The organism is Methylobacterium sp. J-078 (genome assembly GCF_022829285.1).
Taxonomy (GTDB): Bacteria; Pseudomonadota; Alphaproteobacteria; order Rhizobiales; family Beijerinckiaceae; genus Methylobacterium.
Window position 1 is genome coordinate 46,432 of sequence record NZ_JAKSYI010000078.1, and the last position, 18,213, is coordinate 64,644.

The following is an 18,213-nucleotide window of genomic DNA, read 5'->3' on the forward strand; positions in this document are numbered from 1 at the left end:
CGACTCGACCATGACGCGACGCGGGCGGACCATCCGGGGCATGGCCGGAATCGTGATCGGGGCTCTTTCAGGGACCGCCGCCGCTCAGACGCCGCCCGCACCGGCCCCCGTCAAGGCGGCGCCCGTCAAGCCGAAGCCGGCGGCGCCCGATCCGGCCTTCGAGGCGGCCCGGACCGCATTCGAGGCCCTGCCGGAGGCCGAGCGCAAGGGCCTCCAGGATGCCCTGGTCTGGACCGGCGCGTACAACAGCGTGGTCAGCGGCGCCTTCGGACGACGCAGCTACGAGGCGCTGCAGGCCTATGCGGCGCGAAAGGGGACGAGCGGAATGCCCGACGCGGCGGCCCGCGCGGCCCTGCTCCAGGAGGGCGCCGCGGCGCGCAAGGCCGCGGGGTTCGCGGTGAAGCCGGACGCGGCCAGCGGCGCGGTGCTGGGCGTGCCCGAGCGAATCCTGCCCAAGCGGACCGCGCAGCCCGGCGGCACCCGCTGGCAGAGCGCGGACGGGCGCATCACCCTCGAGACGAAGTCCTTCTCCCCCGGCGAGACCGGGCTCGAGGCGGTGTTCGCCCGCGTCACCGCGCCGACCCCCGAGCGGCGGGTGACCTACAAGCTCCTGCGGCCCGACTTCCTCGTCGTCACGGCCGAGACCGCCACGGGCAAGTCCTACATCCGCTACGCCGCCGGGGAGGCCGGCCTGCGCGGCGTGACCCTGGGCTACGACAAGGCGCTGGCGGGCGAGGTCGACCGGCTCGCCATCGCCATCGCCAACAGCTTCGTGCCCTTTCCCGACGCAGTGCCCGCAGCGGCTTCGGGTCCGGTCGCGGCGGCTCCGGCGCCCGGTGCGCTGTCCGCACCGGCCCCGCTGCCGGCCCCCGTGCGCAGAGCGCCCATCGCCACCGGGCTTATCGTGGCGCCGGGGCGGGTGCTCACGGCTGCGGCGGCCCTCGCCGGCTGCCGCTCGCCCACCGTCGCGGGGTTGCCAGCACGGGTGGTCCCCGGTTCGGGGACGGATCTGGTGCTGCTGGAGAGCGCATCGCTTGCCGGCCGTACGCCGGTGATTCCGGCCCTGCGCGCGGGCGCGCTCGCGGCGGGCGAAGGGCTGGTGGTTCTGGGCGCGGAGGCGGAGGGCGTCGCGGTGGCCCCGGGGGAGGCCGGCGCGGCGGGCGCGCGGATCACGGCGCCGCTGCAGCCCGGGGCCGGGGGCGCCCCGGTCCTCGACCGGTCGGGTGCCCTGGCGGGCCTCGTCGCGGCCTTTCCGTCGGCGCCGCGCCTGGTCGCAGGTGTGGTGCCGCCGGCGAGCTACGCGCTCGTCCCGGCCGGCACGGTCGCGGCCTTCCTGGGGCAGGCGGGACTGGCACCGCCGGCGGCCGCGCCGGCGACCGGCGCCGGCACGCTCGGCGCGGCCGCCGCGTCCCTCTCGGGCGCGGTCGTCGCCGTCACGTGCCGGCCCTGAGACGCGCTCAGATTCGCCCGGTGAGGAGCAGCACGATCAGGATGATCACGAGCAGGCCGCCGAGGCCGAAGCTCGGACCACGGTAAGCGCCGCCGCCGAGGAAGTTTCCACCGCCGAGAACGATCAGGATCAGGACGATGAGGAGAATGGTGGTCAGGGTCATGGATGGGAACTCCGTCACGCGCCCAACCGGAATTGCTTGAGCTTGACCGTACAAACGTCGTCGCGGCGATTCCGTTCAACGATCCGTGCGGCATAATCCCTGCCGTTTCATCTTTCTTGCGAAGCCGGTTTTTCTGGGCCTGATCAGGCCCGCCAATCCGGCAGCGAGTCGGTGGCGGGGCCGAGCCAATCCGGCACCGGCAGGCCGCGCTCGGCCAGGAAAGCGGGGTTGAACAGCTTCGAGGCGTAGCGCGCGGCGCCGTCGCACAGGATCGTCACGATGGTGTGGCCGGGTCCGAGTTCCCGGGCCAGCCGGATCGCGCCGGCGACGTTGATCCCCGAGGAGCCGCCCAGACTCAGGCCCTCCTCACGCATCAGGCGGAAGACGATGGCGAGGGCCTCGGCGTCCGGGATGCGGTAGGCGTGATCCGGCGTGAAGCCCGCGAGGTTCCCGGTGATCCGGCCCTGGCCGATTCCTTCGGTGATCGAGGAGCCCTCGGCCTTGAGCGTGCCGGTGGTGTAGTGGGCGTACAGAGCCGACCCCTCCGGATCCGCGAGCCCGATCCGCACATCGGGCTTGACGGCGCGTAAGGCCTGCGCGGTGCCCGCCAGCGTGCCTCCGGTGCCGGCCGCGCAGATGAAGCCGTCGACCCGGCCCTCCGTGGCGGCGAGGATCTCCGGCCCGGTGGTCTCCACGTGCGCCTTCCGGTTGGCGACGTTGTCGAACTGGTCGGCGAAGAAGGCGCCGCCCGGCTCGGTCTCGGCCAGGCGCGCGGCCAGCCGGCGGGCAGCGTGGACGTAGTTGTTCGGGTTGGCGAACGGCACCGCCGGCACCTCGACGAGGCGGGCCCCGGCGAGCCGCAGGGTCTCCTTCTTCTCGGCGGACTGGGTCTCGGGAATGACGATCACGGTGCGGTAGCCCCGCACCGCGGCCACGAGCGCCAGCCCGATGCCGGTGTTGCCGGCCGTGCCCTCCACGATGGTGCCGCCGGGGCGGATGGCGCCCCGCGCCTCGGCCTCGCGCACCATAAAGAGGGCCGCCCGGTCCTTCACCGACAGGCCCGGATTCAGGAACTCGGCCTTGCCCAGGATGGTGCAGCCGGTCTCTTCGGACGCGCGCGCGAGCCGGATCAGCGGCGTGTCGCCGACGGTCGAGAGGATGTCGGGATGGGGGGTCATGCGCGGGCCTCCGACGCGTTGAGGATTCCGGGAGGCGGCGGCTGCCGCGCGCCTCAGGCCGCGAGCGCCCGGTTCACCGTGGAGCGCAGGTCGGCCAGGGAGAAGGGCTTCGTCAGCACGTCGGTGACGATGGCGTCGAGGCCGCGGGCCCGCTCGCGCTGGTCGGCGAAGCCCGTCATCAGCAGGATGGTGAGGTTGGGAAAGTCGCGCTTGGCCGCCAGCGCCAGGGCGATGCCGTCCATCAAGGGCATGCGGATGTCGGTGAGCATCAGGTCGAACGCGCCGTCCGCCTCGGTCAGCCGGTCGAGCCCGTCGCTGCCGTCGCTGGCCGTGACCACGGCATGGCCGTCGATCTCGAGGCCCCGCTTGAGGAAGCCCCGCACCGTCTCTTCGTCATCCACCAGGAGGATGCGGGCCATCGCGCGTCTGTGTCTCTCTCGGATCCGGACGTTCAGTCACGCAAGGGCCGGCGCGCCCTGTCAAGGGACAGGCGGGCACAGCCGGCGCGGCAGCGGCGGTTTTGCCGCGAATTGTTCGCAGCCGCGGCGGAAATGCGTCTCCCCCGCCCGCGCGACGGAGCGCGCCGGCCTCAGGTGCCGCCGAACAGGTCCGGCTCGCGGCTGTCGTAGTCCACGAGGCCGACGAAGGGCAGCTGCCGGTAGGCATGGGCGACATCCATGCCGTAGCCGACCACGAACACGTCCGGGCAGGTGAAGCCGACGAAATCCGCGTCGATCGTCACGGCGCGCTTGCCGGGCTTCTCCAGCAGCACGGCGGTGAGCACCCGCTTGGCGCCGCGCGCCATCAGCAGGTCCTTGGCGAACACGATGGTGCGGCCGGATTCGAGGATGTCGTCGATGAGGAGGACGTCGCGCCCGCGCACCTCGCTCTCCACGTCGCGCAGGATCTCGACTTGGCCCGAGGAGACCGTGGCGGTCCGGTAGCTCGACAGGTGGACGAACTCGGCCTGCGGCTCCAGCCCGACCCGGTGCAGGGCGCGCAGGAGGTCGGCGGCGAACATGAAGCTGCCCTTGAGCACCGCCACCACGAGGAGGTTCTCAGGATTGGCGGCGGCGATGGCGGCCGCGAGTTCCTCGGTGCGCCGGGCGATGGCGGTTTCGTCGAAGAGGACGCGCACGCGTCGGGAAGTGCTGGTCATTCGCGTTCCATATCACGGGTGTTTCGCGCTGGCATCGCCCTTCGCGGGCGTCTCGTCCGCCGCATTCGCAAAATGCACCCGCACCGAGCGCCCCTGGGCCGGCGGGGCCGACAGGCTCGCGCGGAAGCGCGCCGTCTCGCCCTTGTCCAGGGTGGCGCGCGGGGGCGCGATCTGCCAGCGGTACAGGGGTTGGTCACGCCCGTCGCGCACCTCGACCGCGATGGGCGGGACCTCGGCCCCGGCGGCGGCGACGCCCACCAGATCGCCCTCGACGACGAGCTGCCCTTGCGCGCCCTCGCCCGGAACCTGGAACGCCACCACATCGCGCAGATCGAGGCCTCGCAGGTTCACGGGCAGGCCGGCGCGGGCGTAGAGCCCGGCGCTCTGGGGCATCGCCCGCACCACCCCGGTGCGTCCCAGGACGGCGAGGCCGAGCCCGGCCACCAGGGCGAGGCCGAGGGCGGCGCCGGGGGAGGCCAGGGGGAAGCCGCGTCCCTTCGCCTTGACGGGCTTCGGCTTGGTGCGGGGCCGGGGTCGCGGCTCCTCGACCGGCGGCGGCTCCGGCTCGGGGGCCAGGGCGGCTTCCCAGGCGTCGAGGTCGGCCTGGGCCGAGGCGCGGCTCTCCGCCGCGTCGGGACCCGTCCCGGAGGCCGCCATCATGGCCGCGCTCATCTCGGCCTCCAGGGCGGCCGAGACCTCGTCGGGGGAGATGAACCAGGTCTCGCGGCAGGCGGCGCAGCGGACCGAGCGGCCTTCGGCGCCGACGCGATCCAGGTCGATCTGGTATTCGCTGGCGCAGGCGGGGCAGACGATCAGCATGTCCAGGCGATCAACATGGGCAATCGGCGCCTCGGGTGGCGATCGGCAGTTGCCGGTTCGGGCAAAAAGACTCACACGGTTCTCGGGCAACGCGGTTAACCATCCGTGAAGCGTGCGGTCCGTAATCGTGTCCCGGCGGGTTACGCCGAGGGTTCGCCCGGACGCGGATGGCCCGGCGGCCGGGCGGGCATGAGGGAGGGACCGTGGCGGATCGGGTGAACACGCAGTCGCTCCTGACCGGGGCCGAGGAGCCGGTGGTCCAGTTCGAGAGCGTCGGCATGCGCTACGGCCTCGGACCGGAGGTGCTGAGCGACGTCAGCTTCCAGATCGCGCCGCGCTCGTTCCACTTCCTCACCGGGCCGTCGGGCGCCGGCAAGACCACCCTGCTGCGCCTGATCCTGCTCTCCGTGCGCCCGACGCGGGGCCTCGTCTCGGTCTTCGGCGAGGAGGTGAGCGGCATCTCCAGCGAGGCGCTGACCAACCTGCGCCGGCGCATGGGCGTGGTGTTCCAGGATTTTCGCCTCCTCGACCACCTCACCACCTACGAGAACGTGGCGCTGCCCTTGCGCGTCCAGGGCCGCTCGGAGACGAGCTACCGGGCCGAGGTCGTCGAGTTGCTGCGCTGGGTAGGTCTGGGCGAGCGCATGCACGTGCTGCCGCCCCTGCTCTCGGGCGGCGAGAAGCAGCGCGCCGCCATCGCCCGCGCGCTCATCGCCCGCCCCGAATTGCTGCTGGCCGACGAGCCCACCGGCAACGTCGACCCGGGCCTCGGCCGGCGCCTGCTGCGCCTGTTCATCGAACTCAACCGGCTGGGCACCTCCGTGCTCATCGCCACCCACGACTTCGCCCTGATGGACCTCGTCGAGGCCCCGCGCTTCGTGCTCGGCGACGGCCGCCTAACGGTCGAGACACGGTAGGCATGATGGGAGAGACCGGAACCCCCTCCGCCCCGCAGGCGAAGGCTCAGGCGGGCCAAAAACCAGCCGGCCAAGTATCGGCCGGCAGGGCGCCGACGGGCGACCGTCCGCCGGTGCGGCCGCCCGCCGCGCCGGATTCGCGCGGCGCCCCCCTGCCCCCGACCCTGCGCCGCAACGCCCCCCTGGTGCCCACCGATTCGGCGGCGAGCCGGGCGCTGGCCGCCGTCATCGCCATCCTGACCTTCCTGGCCGCCCTGTGCGCGGGCGCGGCCGAGATCGTGGCCTCCAGCGCCGTCCAGTGGCAGGGCACCGTGGCCCAGGAGGTGACGATCCAGGTGCGCCCGAGCCCCGGGCGCGACATCGACGCCGACGTCGCCCGCGCCGAGGGGCTGGCCAAGGCCACGCCCGGCATCGCCGGCGTGCGGGTGTTCTCGAAGGCGGAGGCCGAGCGCCTGCTCGAACCCTGGCTCGGCAGCGGCCTCGACCTGTCGGACCTGCCGGTGCCGCGCCTCGTCACCCTGAGGCTCGCCGAGACCGCGCCGGACCTGAAGCCCCTGCGCGCGTCCCTCACCGAGGCGCTGCCCGGGGTCGCGAGCCTCGACGACCATGCCCTCTGGCTGCGCCGGCTCTCCACGGCGGCCAACACCTTCGTGGGCGTCGGGATCGGCATCGTCGTGCTGGTGCTGGTGGCGACAGGCCTCGCGGTGGTCTTCGCCACGCGCGGCGCCATGGCGGGCAACCGCGAGGTGGTGGAGGTGCTCCACTTCGTGGGCGCCAACGACGATTTCATCGCCCGCGCCTTCCAGCGCCGCTTCTTCGGCCTCGGCCTGCGCGGGGGCATCATCGGGTCGGGCGCGGCCATCGCGGCCTTCGCGCTGGCCGGGCTGGTGGCGCGCAACTGGCGCTCGGGACCGGCCGGCGAGGAGATCGAGGCGCTGTTCGGCAGCTTCCACATCGGCTGGCGCGGCTACGCCGCCGTCCTCCTCATCGGCGTCATCGCCTCGGTGGTCACCGGCATCGTCTCGCGGTTGACCGTGCGGCGCTTCCTGTCCTGACGGGAGCCGCGAAAGGCCGGACGGATCTTCCCATTCCGGCAGCCTCGGCGATCCCGTTAACCCTTCGTGAACCTTTCGGGGCGGAGATACTTGCCTCGTGAACGCCCCAATCGGGGTTATCTTAAGGGGGAATGACGAGGCGGATGTCAGCCAGCGGCACCATGAGGCCCTCCGAGGCTTTCGGATGGGCCTGGACAGACGCCCCTCGCGCGGCCGCGCCGCAGGCGCGCCATGCCCCGACGGGCCGTCGCCGGCTCGGCCTCCGAGCCAGTCTCGGCCTCGCGGGTGCCGGCGCGGCGGCTCTGTTCTGCGGCTTCCTCACCTTCGTGGCCTGCCTGGAGCGGGACGAGCGCGTGCCGAGCGGCCGGGCCGACGGGATCGTGGCGCTGACCGGGGGGGCGCAGCGCATCGGCGACGCCATCGATCTCCTGGCCAACGGCTACGGCCGACGCCTGCTCATCACCGGCGTCAACGAGCGCACCAGCCGCGAAGAGATCGCCCGCCTCAACCCGAGCCAGCGCCACTGGATCGCTTGCTGCGTCGACCTCGACTACCGGGCGCGCAACACCATCGGCAACGCCATCGAGACCCGGCGCTGGATGCGCCAGCACCGCTTCAGCACGGTCACGGTGGTGACCTCGAACTACCACATGCCCCGCACCCTGGTGGAACTCGACCACGCCCTGATGGGGGACGACCGCGTCGTGCCCCATCCGGTGATCGCCGAGGGCTTCGACCCGGACGGCTGGTGGCGCCACCCGGCCTCGGCCCGGCTCCTGGCCTCGGAGTACCTGAAGTTCCTCGTGGCCTGGGTTCGCACGCGCTTCGAGAGCGATCCCGAGCGCTCCCGCGCCGCGATCCTGATCGGACGCGGCAAGCCGATCAAGATGGTGGCCGAGCCCCTGCTGCTGCGCGGCCAGGAATAGAACGACCTGGAATAGGACGGAGCCTAAAGGCCCTTGCACTGGCTCCGGATCAGCCCCGAGAACTCCTTCTCGGAGGTCTGCACCTGGGCGAGGCGCTCCGTGCGCTCGGCCCCCGAGAGGCAGCGCCCGTAGACGCTGGCGACCCGGCGCATCGTCTCCACGTGGCGGCGCCAGACGCGGCACTGGTCGGCCGCCTCGCTTCCCGCCTGTTCGAGCTGGTCGATGGCCTGGCGCTGCATCGAGCTCGCCACGAGCACGTCGCGGGCGCAGGCGGTGTCGCCGGCGCCGCGCTGCTGCGCGAGGGCCGGATCGGCCAGGAAGCCGGCGGTGAGGCAGGCGGCCGCGAAGGCCCCGAAGCGTTGCGAGCGGCGCATGGTCAGGCGGCCTGCGAGGCCGAGGTGTGGGTCAGGAGCGCGTAGAGCGCGCTGGCGTCGCGGGCGGCGCGGATGCGCTCCAGGATGCCGGGCTCGCGCAGGAGGCGGGCGACCTGGGCCAGGGCCTTCAGGTGGTCCGCCCCGGCCCCCTCGGGGGCGAGGAGCAGGAAGGCGATGTCCACGGGCTGGCCGTCCAGGGCATCGAAATCCACCGGCTTCTCCAGTCGGGCGACGAGGCCGAACAGCCGGTCGAGGCCCGGCAGCTTGCCGTGCGGGATCGCGACGCCGTCGCCGATGCCGGTGGAGCCGAGGCGCTCGCGCTGCAGCAGGGTCTCGAAGACCTCGCGTTCGTCGAGCGCCGGGAGCTGGCGCACCGCGTGGGCGCTGATCTCCTGCAGCATCGCCTTCTTGGTACGGGCGCGCAGGGACGACACCACGGAATCCGGAGAGAGGAATTCCAGCACAGGCATAGAACGACCGTCACCCCGTCGGCAGCGGCCAGCCCGGCCGCCGCGCCATGAAAGGTCGGGTCACCCGCGCGACCCTTCGGACTCAATCGGCCAGGTTCAGGCTCTGTTCCCGCCCGGCGCTAGGGGGCCGCCTCGGCCGGATCGACCCAGCCGATCGCCCCGTCAGTGCGGCGGTATACGACGTTGATGCGCCCGGTGCCAGCGTGAACGAACACGAGAACGGGGGCGCCCGTGAGATCGAGGGCGGTGACCGCCTCGCTTACGGAGCGGCGCGTCAGGGTCTTGGTGCTCTCGGCGACGACCGGCGGGTGGGCGGCCTCGCCGTCGTCGGCCTCCTCGTCGTCGAAATCGTCCGATTCGTCGCTCGGGGCGGCGAACACCGCGTAGGCCGCCTGCACGGTCGCGCCGTCATGGCCCGCCGCGCCGTGGTCCTTGAGCTTGTGCTTGTAGCGGCGCAGGCGCTTCTCCAGGCGGTCGGCGGTCTGCTCGAAGCTCGCATGGGCGTCGTGGGCGGCGCCGGAGGCCTCCAGCGTCAGGCCGGAGACGAGGTGGAGCACGCAATCGGTGCGGTAGGCCGCCCCGTCCCGCCGCAGGGTGACGTGGCCCGAGCAGGTCCCGCTCATGTGGCTGTCGAGGTATTTCGAGAGGGTGGCCGCCATTCGCTCCTCGACGCGACCCCGCAGGGCTTCGCCAAGATCCAGGCCGTGGCCCGTCACGCGCAATGACCCCATGATCCCTCCGATTTTCGTTGCCTTCGGGACACGAGTTAAGGAGCCTCGTCCGGAGAAGTCAACGCGAGGCCCGGAACGGGGCTTGGCGCATTTGGCGAACTGTCGCCGCCTCCCGACGGACCCGACGGATGGCCTCAGCGGCCCGCGTAGGCGAAATGCTCGCGCCGGCGCTCGATCGAGGAGGGGATGCGCAGGGATTCCCGGTACTTGGCGACCGTGCGGCGGGCGATGTCGATACCCTCGTCGCGCAGGCGCTGCACCAGGGCGTCGTCGGAGAGCACGTCGCTCGGGGCCTCGCCGTCGACGAGCTGCTTGATGCGGTGGCGCACGGCCTCCGAGGAATGCGAGGCGGTGCCGGCGGCCCCGGGAATCGCGGCGGTGAAGAAGTACTTCATCTCCAGGGTGCCGCGGCTGGTGCCGATCGACTTGTTGGAGGTCACCCGCGAGACGGTGGATTCGTGCATGCCGATGGCCTCGGCGACCGTCTTCAGGTTGAGGGGGCGCAGGTGCGCGACGCCGTGCAAGAAGAAGGCGTCCTGCTGGCGCACGATCTCGGAGGCGACCTTGAGGATGGTGCGGGCCCGCTGCTCCAGGCTGCGGGTGAGCCAGTTGGCGGTCTGCAGGCATTCCGACAGGAAGGCCTTGTCGCCCTCGGCGGCCGCGCCGCGCGAGACGCGGGCATAGTAGCTCTGGTTGACCAGCACCCGCGGCAGGGCCTCGGCGTTGAGCTCCACGAGCCAGGAGCCGTCGGAGGCGGCGCGCACGAACACATCGGGGATCAGCACCTCGACGGCCCGCGCTCCGAAGGCGCGGCCGGGCTTCGGGTCGAGCCGGCGCAGTTCGGCCAGCATGTCGACGAGGTCCTCGTCGTCGACGCCGCAGAGGCGGCGCAGAGCCGCGAAGTCGCGCTTGGCCACGAGGTCGAGGCGCGAGACCAGGGCCTGCATGGCCGGGTCGAAGCGGTCGCGGTCGCGCAGCTGGAGGGCGAGGCATTCGGCGAGATCGCGGGCGGCGATGCCGGCCGGCTCGAAGCTCTGCACCAGCTTCAGCACCCGGGCGACCCGGTCGAGGGAGGCACCGAGGCGCTCGGCCACGTCGTCGATGGATTCGCGCAGGTAGCCGGCATCGTCGACGGCATCGATGAGGAAGCCGCCGATCAGGCGGTCCGTGGGGTCGCGGGTGGCCAGATCCAGCTGGGCGCCGAGATGTTCGCGCAGGGAGATCTCGGCCGTCAGACTCGCCTCGAAATCCGGGGCCTCGCCATCGAAGCTGCCGCCGGTGTTGCCGTAGGGCGCGGGCGTCAGCGAGAGCATGTCGCCCGAGGCCGCCTCGCGGGCATGCGTCGGGTTCTCGTCCGCGAAGACGTTGTCGAGGCGGGTGTCGAGGGCGCTTTCCATGTCGGCGCCGCTCGCGGTGAGCGTCGTGGCGATCCAGGGCTCCTCGCCGTCGTAGTCGCCGCCCTCGCCGTCGCGGTCCACGGACGATTCCGAGGGGGTCTCGGCGGGCGCCCGCTCGATCTCGGCCTCGCCCTCGGCCCGTTCCAGGAGCGGATTGCGTTCGAGTTCGGCATCCACGTAGGCGGCGAGGTCGAGCTGGGAGAGCTGAAGCAGCTTGATCGCCTGGAGAAGCTGAGGCGTCATCACCAGGGCTTGCCCCTGGCGCATTTCAAGCCGTTGCAGCAAACTCATGGTGGTGCCCCGATGCTGAGTCTCACCTTTGCCCGGCAGCGCACGTCGCCGTGGGCCGAACCTCGGCACAAATCTTGCTTCTTGTTGACTGTCCCTAGGTCTAGCGCCAACCCGGCCGCGCGTCAAAGCGCGTTGGCGGCCATTTGCACGGAAATGAGGCACCCCGGCAAAAACGTCACGGACGGGTTGCGGGGATCGACGCCGAGGTTCGCCCGTCAGGAACTAACAAAAGCTTGCGCCACAAGGGGAATTCGCGTCGTGCCCGCCATGCTGGGGAGGCCGGGCGTTTGCCGAGCCACGCCGCAAATTTTTCACGGGGCGAAGTGCGGAGACTGGCTAGAGCCGGAAATCCTCGCCGAGATAGAGACGCCGCGCCTCCGGATTGGCCACGATCTCCTCGGGCGTCCCCTCCGTCAGGATGCGGCCCGAATGCGCGATGTAGGCGCGGTCGATCAGCCCGAGGGTCTCGCGCACGTTGTGATCGGTGATGAGCACGCCGATGCCGCGCTGCTTGAGGTGCTTCACCAGGTCCTGGATGTCGCCAACCGCGATGGGGTCGATGCCCGCGAAGGGCTCGTCGAGGAGCATGAAGCTCGGCGAGGAGGCCAGCGCCCGGGCGATCTCGCAGCGTCGGCGCTCGCCGCCCGACAGGGCGATGGAGGGCGACTTGCGCAGGCGGGCGATGTCGAACTCTTCGAGCAGCGATTCGAGCTTGCGGGCGCGCTCCTTGCGGTCGGGCTCGGCCACTTCGAGCACCGCGCGGATGTTGTCCTCCACCGTGAGGCCCCGGAAGATCGAGGCCTCCTGGGGCAGGTAGCCGATGCCGAGGCGCGCGCGCTGATACATCGGCAACCGGGTGATCGGCAGACCGTCGAGGGTGATGGTGCCGCGATCGGCCGTGACGAGGCCGGTGATCATGTAGAAGATCGTGGTCTTGCCGGCGCCGTTGGGGCCGAGGAGGCCCACCGCCTCGCCGTTGCGCACGGTCAGCCCGGCCTCGTGCACCACGGTGCGGGCGCCGTAGCTCTTGCGCAGGCCCCGCACGCAGAGGATGCCGGGCCCGCCGCCCTCGTCGGCGATGGCGGCGGCTTCCGCCGCGTGCCGCCGCTTGGCGCGGCCGAAGAGGCGGCCCAGGAGAGAGGGCGCGCGGGCCTGCGCGGTGTCGGACGAGCGCTCCGCCAGGACGGGCGCCAGGGGGGCGGCGCTCAACGCGCCGGGGCCCCGGTCTTGCCGGCCGAGGCCTCCACGGGCTTGTCGGAGGCTGGCCGGGCCGCCGGGCGCGCCGCGCCGGCCGGCTGCGCGCAGCCCTTGCCCTTCGCGCCGTCCTCCTTCTGGGGCACGAACAGCGCCGAGACGCGCCCGCCCGCCACCGGGTCCATGTTCGCCCGGCCGGTGTTCATGTCGTAGACGAGGCGCGACCCCCGCGTCACGTTCTGGCACTGGCTCAGCACGACGTTGCCGGTGACCACGATGCGCTTGGCCTCCTGGTCGAACACCGCGTTGTCGCCGGTGGCGACCTGGTCCTTCTGCACCACCGTGACGGGCCCGGCGCACTCGACGCGCTGGATGCCGTTCTCGCTCAGGCCGGCGGCGCGCTCGGCCTGGCTGGCGGACTCGCCCGCCGCCTCGCCCGGCTCCTTCTTGTCCTTGCCGCGCTTGTAGCGCACCGTCATGCTGGAGCAGCGGATGGTGCTGTCGCCCTGCACGGCCACGACGTTGCCGGCGAAGATCGCCTTGTTCTCACGGTCGAACACGTCGAGTCGGTCGGCGTCGATCTTGATCGGTTCCTTGCCGCCGCCGCCGAGATTGCCCAGGCCGGACGCCGGCTTCTCCTTGCGGGGCGCGGCCGGTGCCGTCTGCGCCTGGAGGCCCCCCGCCGGCATCAGCACGGCCGGCATCAGCACGACGAGCGCGAGGCCGAGGCGCGCGCGCTGCCCGCCGGCCCGGCGAATGAGGCGGTTCACCGACGGCGCTCCCCGTCATCGGGCTCGGCGGAGGTGGTGCGGATGCGGGCCGGCCTGTCGCTCGCGGCCGCCACCGGCGTCGCCTCCGACCTGTCCTGTGCCTTCTCCTGCATCTTGGCATCCGCCTTGTCCTGCGCGTGCAGAACCGTGTGGACGTTGCCCACGAAGGAGATCACGCGCCCGCTCTCCAGGACCTCGAGGGTGTCGGCCACGACGGTGCCGCTCGGGACCGTGACGGTCACGGCCTCGTTCGAGCGGACGCTACCGGCCTTGAAATCGACCGCCGCCGTCGAGAGGCGGACCTCCTCGTTCTTGTCGGTCCAGAGGCGGATATCGCGCTCGAGGGTCAGGGATTCCCGGGTGGAATCAAACACGCCGGAGGCCGCCTCCAGGTGAAGCAGGCCGCCCTTGTCGTCGGTGTTGAGATGGCCCCGCATCGCCTGCAGTTCGATCACGCTGGGCTTGCGCACATCCTGGAACGCGGCGTTGGCGGTGACCTCGTAGCCCCGGTCGCCCTTGCGGAAGCCGGACAGGCGCGGGCTCTCCATCTTCACCTTGCTGCCCGACAGGCTCACCTGCCCCACGGACACGTCCGGCAGGCTGGCGCCGAAGGGGTTGAACAGGGTGACGGCGAGGAGCGCCAGTACGGCCGAGCCGGCGGCGAGCGGGATGACCCGGCGCAGGGTGCGGACGCGGGAGCTGTGGCTGCGGGCCCGCGCATGGGCCCGTGTCCGGCGCGCGTCGGCCCCGTTCAGCTGCTCCGTACCGATGGCCGCGCCCACGTGCATGACATTCCCAACATCGCGACCCGCCGATGAGGGCACGCGAGGCGCGCCTCAGGCAGGGTCGACCGCCGGATGCCCGGGGGCAATGGCGAAGTTATGACGGCAAGCTTGCCAAAGCATCAAGCCTGCCGGTGCGTTCGCCGGAGGAATGATCCCGCACGGGCGCCGGGCGATGTGCGCCGGCGCACGATCGGGTGTCGCCGCGCCCCGGCGGGCTCGCGCGGTGGAGCCCGCCTCTTGGGTTCAGGCGTGCGCGAAGATGTCGGTCTCGGGCCAGCCGGCTAGGTCGAGGCGGGCGCGGGTCGGCAGAAAGTCGAAGCAGGCCTGGGCCATCTCGGTGCGGCCCTCGCGCGCCAGCATGGCGTCGAGGCGCGCGCGGGCCGCGTGCAGGTAGAGGACGTCGGAGGCCGCGTAATCGACCTGGGCCTGGCTCAGGGCCTCGGCGCCCCAGTCGGAGGATTGCTGCTGCTTGGAGAGGTCGACGCCGACGAGTTCGCGCACCACGTCCTTCAGCCCGTGCCGGTCGGTGTAGGTGCGGGCCAGCTTCGAGGCGACCTTGGTGCAGTAGACCGGCGCCGGCATGATTCCGAGGCCGTGGAACAGCACCGCGAGGTCGAAGCGCGCGAAATGGAAGATCTTCAGGGTGGCCGGATCGGCCAGGACGCGCCGGAGCGTCTCGGGGGCGGGCCCGCCGGGCACGATCTGCACCACGTCGGCGCTGCCGTCGCCGCGGGAGATCTGCACCACGCAGAGGCGGTCGCGATGCGGGTTCAGCCCCAGCGTCTCGGTGTCGATGGCGATGGCCGGGCCGGCGACGTAATCGGCCGGCAGGTCGCCGCGATGCAGGCGGATGGCGGGGGGAGACGGCATGGCGGGGGAGGTTCTGCGCTCGGGTTTTCGCATCTCGAGGTCCGGCGCGTATCACCCGGCCCCTCCCCCGACAAGCATCGCCCGACCGCGTGGGCCGGTAAGCCCGCGCGGCGCGTGGCGCTGAACCGCCCGCCGCGCCGAACCTCACTTCTGCTTGGCGATGACCTTGTCCTTGATGCCGTCATAGGCGTTCTGCGGGATGATCTTCTTGGTGATCAGCTCGTCCTTGCCCCGGTAGGGCCGCCCCTTGATGATTGCGGCGGCACGGGCCGCGCCAATGCCCGGCAGGGCATCGAGTTCGGCGGCGGAAGCGCTGTTGATGTCGATCAGGGCGCCCTTGTGCGCGGCGGCCGGGCTCTCGACGGTGGGGGCCTTCGGCGGCGTCGGGTTGGTCGGGGCGGGCGTCGCCGGAGCCGGCTTGGTGGTCGGCGTCGCGGGGCTCGGGGCTTGCGCCAGGGCGGGGACGGCGGCGAGGCAGGACAGCACGGCCATCGTGCGCAGCAGGGAAGACATCATGGGAAACTCCCGGGGTCGATGACGCGATCGCGGTGCCGCGTCAGCCCTCGACATCTAGGGTGGCGCGGTTGAACCGCCGCTTAACATCGTGTTGTTCGGCCAGTCATCGCGTCGAATGCGCGCCGAATGCGCGCGAAGACAGGGCCTGGACTTCCGAGCGACTTGCGCCGGGGCCACAGGGGCATTCGCCGGGGAGGCCCTAGCCAGGACCCCGGCACCCGGTTATAAGGCCGGCCTCGAATCTCCGTTTGAACACGGTGCCGAGGCGATCCTTCCGAGAGGGGGAGCCGCCCAGGCACCCTTTTTGCCATCGACAGGATCCTCCCATGGCCGTTCCGAAGCGAAAGACCTCCCCCTCGCGTCGCGGCATGCGCCGCTCCGCCGACGCCCTCAAGGCCCCGACCTACGTCACCGACAAGGATTCGGGCGAGCTGCGCCGTCCCCACCACATCGACCTGAAGACCGGCATGTACCGGGGCCGCCAGGTCCTCAAGGTCAAGTCGGCCGAGGCCTGAGCCGTCCAGGGCGCCCCGGCGGGCGCCCGCGAGACGCTTCCACCACGACATCCTGTCGACACGAATGAGCCGAGTTCGCCCCGCGAGCCCGGCTTCTTTCGTGGTCGCAGGCCACTTCCTCAGGCGCGCCGGGCCGTCTCGGCGTAGCGCGCCGCAGCGGCGCGGGTGCGCTCGCCCCGCGACGGGCGCAAGGTCGGCTCGACGCTGACGATCAGCTGGGCGAGGAATCCGGCGAGGGGGCGATTCGGGACGGGGCCGCGCCCGCCTGCCGAGGGACCGCCTGCGATCACCACGAGGTCGTGGCTGCGCGGCGCGTCCGTTTCCCGATCCGTGTCCGGCCGCTCCATCGCCATCCGTTCCGGCGCCGTGAATGGCGCATGGGACGAGAATTGGCGGCCGTTAACGGGACGTCAACCTTTGGTCAGGCGGCGATCACCGAACAGGGTTACTTCTTCGCGAGATCCTCGAGCCGCGACTGCATCTCGGCCATCTGGCGCTTGAGGTCGTCGAGGTCGCTGCCGCCCGCCCCGTGCGGCGCCGGCGAGGAAACCGGGACCCCGCCGGACTTGCCGGCCGACGAGGGGTGACTGCCCATCCCCGAGAGGGGTCCGGTGCCGAAGGTGGTGAACATCTTCATCGCATCGCCGAAGAAGCTCATGTTGGCCCGCACCTGCTCCTCCATCGCGCTCTGGAACGCGGTGGGGGCGAAGCTCTGGGTCATCTTCTCGCGCAGGCCCTCCTGGTCCCGGGCGAAGTTCGCCATCGAGAATTCCAGGAAGCTCGGCACCATGGTGCGCATGCTGTCGCCGTAGAAGCGGATGAGCTGGCGCAGGAAGGCCACCGGCAGCAGGTTGTCGTCGCCGGCCTTGTTCTCCTGCTCGAAGATGATCTGCGTCAGGACCGAGCGGGTGATGTCGTCGCCCGAGCGCGCGTCGTAGACGAGGAAATCCTCGCCGTTCTGCACCATCGTCGCCAGGTCCTCGAGGGTGACGTAGGTCGACGTCCCGGTGTGATAGAGGCGCCGGTTGGCGTATTTCTTGATGACGGTGTGATTGGACTTACCGTTATCCGCCATCTCTCGTGGCCTCTCCCGACACGTTCCGCCCCATGCGCACTCTTCTCGGAGACGCCGGGACCCTTGCCCGATCTCGCGGCGCACAAGTTCATCTTAAGGCGTTCGCGTGCCGACGAAAACAGCAATTTCACGCCCGTCCCGCAGAATACCACGCAAGCGCCTGCCGGCTGTCACGGCCGAAGCCCCAAACGAACCCCGGGTGCCTTGACTTCGCGGGGTCGACGGCTTTCATCCGAGGGAACGGCACAAAGGCGCCCACGCTCAACCTGTAGGAGCGTCAAGGGAGCGCTGGCCGGGATGAGGAGAACGTCACCATGGCAGCAGAAGACATCGTCATCGTCGGCGCCGCGCGCACCGCGGTCGGCTCGTTCGGCGGCGCGTTCAACACCGTGCCCGCGCACGATCTCGGCGCCGTGGCGATCAAGGCGGCCCTCGAACGCGCCGGCGTACCGGCCGACGACGTGGACGAGGTGATCTTCGGCCAGGTGCTCACCGCCGGCGCCGGCCAGAACCCCGCCCGTCAGGCTGCCATCAAGGCCGGCATCCCCGAGAAGGCCACCGCCTGGGGCGTCAACCAGGTCTGCGGCTCGGGCCTGCGCACCGTGGCGCTGGGCATGCAGCAGATCGCCAACGGCGACGCCACCGTCATCGTGGCCGGCGGCCAGGAATCCATGTCGCTCTCCCCCCACGCGCAGTACCTGCGCGGCGGCCAGAAGATGGGCGACGTCAAGCTCGTCGACACCATGATCAAGGACGGCCTCTGGGACGCCTTCAACGGCTACCACATGGGCACCACCGCCGAGAACGTGGCCCAGGCCTTCCAGCTCACCCGCGAGCAGCAGGACGAGTTCGCGACGAAGTCGCAGAACAAGGCCGAGGCCGCCCGCAGGGAGGGCCGCTTCAAGGACGAGATCGTCCCCGTCACCGTGCCGGGCCGCAAGGGCGACGTGATCGTCGACACCGACGAGTACATCCGCGACGGCGCCACCGTGGAGGCGATGGCCAAGCTCAAGCCCGCCTTCTCGAAGGACGGCACCGTGACGGCCGCCAACGCCTCGGGCCTCAACGACGGCGCCGCCGCCATCGTGCTGATGTCGGCCTCGGAAGCCGAGCGCCGGGGCATCACGCCGCTGGCCCGGATCGTCTCCTGGGCCACGGCCGGCGTCGACCCGAAGGTGATGGGCACGGGCCCGATCCCGGCCTCGCGCAAGGCCCTGGAGAAGGCCGGCTGGAAGGCCTCCGACCTCGACCTGATCGAGGCCAACGAGGCCTTCGCCGCCCAGGCGCTCGCCGTGAACAAGGACATGGGCTGGGACACCGACAAGGTGAACGTCAATGGCGGCGCCATCGCCATCGGCCACCCCATCGGAGCGTCGGGCGCCCGCGTCCTCGTCACCCTGCTGCACGAACTCAAGCGCCGCGACGCAAAGAAGGGCCTAGCCACGCTCTGCATCGGCGGCGGCATGGGCGTCGCCCTCTGCGTCGAGCGCGTCTGAGCCACGTCCCGAGCGGCACCGCACGAATTCTTGACGGTGCCGCAAAATTAAATCGGTCGCGC

22 protein-coding genes are annotated in these 18,213 nt (G+C 71.4%); 6 read left to right on the top strand and 16 right to left on the bottom strand.

Translation table 11 applies throughout. From position 1 onward, the window contains the following. The first annotated feature begins 40 nt into the window (after positions 1-40). Positions 41-1,450, top strand: coding sequence for a serine protease (locus MKK58_RS13055; RefSeq protein ID WP_243912463.1), 1,410 nt, complete (start codon positions 41-43; stop codon positions 1,448-1,450). 7 nt (positions 1,451-1,457) lie between these two features. On the opposite strand, the gene MKK58_RS13060 is transcribed toward MKK58_RS13055, so the two are convergent. The 5 genes from MKK58_RS13060 to MKK58_RS13080 form a co-directional block, all read right to left on the bottom strand. After that, positions 1,458-1,613 carry a DUF3309 domain-containing protein gene (locus MKK58_RS13060; RefSeq protein WP_238276083.1) on the bottom strand — a complete coding sequence of 52 codons (156 nt, stop codon included), beginning with the start codon at positions 1,611-1,613 and terminating at the stop codon, positions 1,458-1,460. Between the two features lie 143 nt (positions 1,614-1,756). Beyond that, positions 1,757-2,791, bottom strand: a complete 1,035-nt coding sequence (locus MKK58_RS13065; RefSeq protein ID WP_243912464.1) for a cysteine synthase A — start codon at positions 2,789-2,791, stop codon at positions 1,757-1,759. 53 nt (positions 2,792-2,844) lie between these two features. Then, positions 2,845-3,210 carry a response regulator gene (locus tag MKK58_RS13070; RefSeq protein WP_056476559.1) on the bottom strand — a complete coding sequence of 122 codons (366 nt, stop codon included), beginning with the start codon at positions 3,208-3,210 and terminating at the stop codon, positions 2,845-2,847. A 170-nt stretch (positions 3,211-3,380) separates the two neighbouring features. Then, complete coding sequence (gene hpt / locus MKK58_RS13075; RefSeq protein WP_238276087.1) at positions 3,381-3,950, bottom strand: hypoxanthine phosphoribosyltransferase; 570 nt, start codon at positions 3,948-3,950, stop codon at positions 3,381-3,383. Positions 3,951-3,962: 12 nt separating this feature from the next. Next, positions 3,963-4,769 (bottom strand): zinc-ribbon domain-containing protein, encoded by an 807-nt coding sequence (locus MKK58_RS13080; protein ID WP_243912465.1) that lies wholly within the window; start codon positions 4,767-4,769, stop codon positions 3,963-3,965. A gap of 167 nt (positions 4,770-4,936) precedes the next feature. Here MKK58_RS13080 and ftsE point away from each other — a divergent pair, with 167 nt between their 5' ends. The 3 genes from ftsE to MKK58_RS13095 all read left to right on the top strand — a co-directional run bounded on the left by ftsE (position 4,937) and on the right by MKK58_RS13095 (position 7,667). Continuing rightward, a complete protein-coding gene (gene ftsE / locus MKK58_RS13085; RefSeq protein WP_373320831.1) occupies positions 4,937-5,686 on the top strand; it encodes a cell division ATP-binding protein FtsE in 750 nt (249 codons plus the stop codon). A 113-nt stretch (positions 5,687-5,799) separates the two neighbouring features. Beyond that, positions 5,800-6,741: a cell division protein FtsX gene (locus MKK58_RS13090; protein WP_243912466.1), complete on the top strand. Its 942-nt coding sequence runs from the start codon at positions 5,800-5,802 to the stop codon at positions 6,739-6,741. Positions 6,742-6,884: 143 nt separating this feature from the next. Next, positions 6,885-7,667, top strand: coding sequence for a YdcF family protein (locus MKK58_RS13095; protein ID WP_243912467.1), 783 nt, complete (start codon positions 6,885-6,887; stop codon positions 7,665-7,667). Positions 7,668-7,690: 23 nt separating this feature from the next. On the opposite strand, the gene MKK58_RS13100 is transcribed toward MKK58_RS13095, so the two are convergent. From MKK58_RS13100 to MKK58_RS13140, 9 genes are all read right to left on the bottom strand, one after another. Continuing rightward, positions 7,691-8,041 carry a hypothetical protein gene (locus tag MKK58_RS13100; protein ID WP_243912468.1) on the bottom strand — a complete coding sequence of 117 codons (351 nt, stop codon included), beginning with the start codon at positions 8,039-8,041 and terminating at the stop codon, positions 7,691-7,693. Positions 8,042-8,043: 2 nt separating this feature from the next. Next, on the bottom strand, positions 8,044-8,511 hold the full coding sequence (gene ptsN / locus MKK58_RS13105) for a PTS IIA-like nitrogen regulatory protein PtsN (protein ID WP_243912469.1): 468 nt from the start codon (positions 8,509-8,511) through the stop codon (positions 8,044-8,046). A 119-nt stretch (positions 8,512-8,630) separates the two neighbouring features. Then, entirely contained in the window at positions 8,631-9,242 is a 612-nt protein-coding gene (gene hpf / locus MKK58_RS13110; RefSeq protein WP_238276097.1) for a ribosome hibernation-promoting factor, HPF/YfiA family, read from the bottom strand. A gap of 134 nt (positions 9,243-9,376) precedes the next feature. After that, positions 9,377-10,930, bottom strand: a complete 1,554-nt coding sequence (gene rpoN, locus MKK58_RS13115) for an RNA polymerase factor sigma-54 (RefSeq protein WP_243912470.1) — start codon at positions 10,928-10,930, stop codon at positions 9,377-9,379. A 336-nt stretch (positions 10,931-11,266) separates the two neighbouring features. After that, positions 11,267-12,112 (bottom strand): LPS export ABC transporter ATP-binding protein, encoded by an 846-nt coding sequence (gene lptB, locus MKK58_RS13120; protein WP_409565242.1) that lies wholly within the window; start codon positions 12,110-12,112, stop codon positions 11,267-11,269. 23 nt (positions 12,113-12,135) lie between these two features. Beyond that, complete coding sequence (locus MKK58_RS13125; RefSeq protein ID WP_243912488.1) at positions 12,136-12,813, bottom strand: LptA/OstA family protein; 678 nt, start codon at positions 12,811-12,813, stop codon at positions 12,136-12,138. Positions 12,814-12,890: 77 nt separating this feature from the next. Next, on the bottom strand, positions 12,891-13,682 hold the full coding sequence (gene lptC, locus MKK58_RS13130) for an LPS export ABC transporter periplasmic protein LptC (protein WP_243912471.1): 792 nt from the start codon (positions 13,680-13,682) through the stop codon (positions 12,891-12,893). Between the two features lie 240 nt (positions 13,683-13,922). Next, positions 13,923-14,549, bottom strand: coding sequence for a ribonuclease D (locus tag MKK58_RS13135; RefSeq protein ID WP_243912472.1), 627 nt, complete (start codon positions 14,547-14,549; stop codon positions 13,923-13,925). 144 nt (positions 14,550-14,693) lie between these two features. Further along, positions 14,694-15,065: a helix-hairpin-helix domain-containing protein gene (locus tag MKK58_RS13140; protein ID WP_243912473.1), complete on the bottom strand. Its 372-nt coding sequence runs from the start codon at positions 15,063-15,065 to the stop codon at positions 14,694-14,696. 326 nt (positions 15,066-15,391) lie between these two features. On the opposite strand from MKK58_RS13140, the gene rpmF reads away from it, so the two are divergent. Next, positions 15,392-15,580, top strand: coding sequence for a 50S ribosomal protein L32 (gene rpmF, locus MKK58_RS13145; protein WP_056187853.1), 189 nt, complete (start codon positions 15,392-15,394; stop codon positions 15,578-15,580). A 119-nt stretch (positions 15,581-15,699) separates the two neighbouring features. Here the strand turns inward: rpmF and MKK58_RS13150 are convergent, their stop codons facing one another. Then, a complete protein-coding gene (locus MKK58_RS13150; RefSeq protein ID WP_243912474.1) occupies positions 15,700-15,927 on the bottom strand; it encodes a hypothetical protein in 228 nt (75 codons plus the stop codon). Between the two features lie 98 nt (positions 15,928-16,025). Continuing rightward, positions 16,026-16,655, bottom strand: a complete 630-nt coding sequence (phaR, locus tag MKK58_RS13155) for a polyhydroxyalkanoate synthesis repressor PhaR (RefSeq protein ID WP_243912475.1) — start codon at positions 16,653-16,655, stop codon at positions 16,026-16,028. A 314-nt stretch (positions 16,656-16,969) separates the two neighbouring features. On the opposite strand from phaR, the gene MKK58_RS13160 reads away from it, so the two are divergent. Beyond that, positions 16,970-18,151 (top strand): acetyl-CoA C-acetyltransferase, encoded by a 1,182-nt coding sequence (locus MKK58_RS13160; RefSeq protein WP_243912476.1) that lies wholly within the window; start codon positions 16,970-16,972, stop codon positions 18,149-18,151. Positions 18,152-18,213 lie beyond the last annotated feature (62 nt).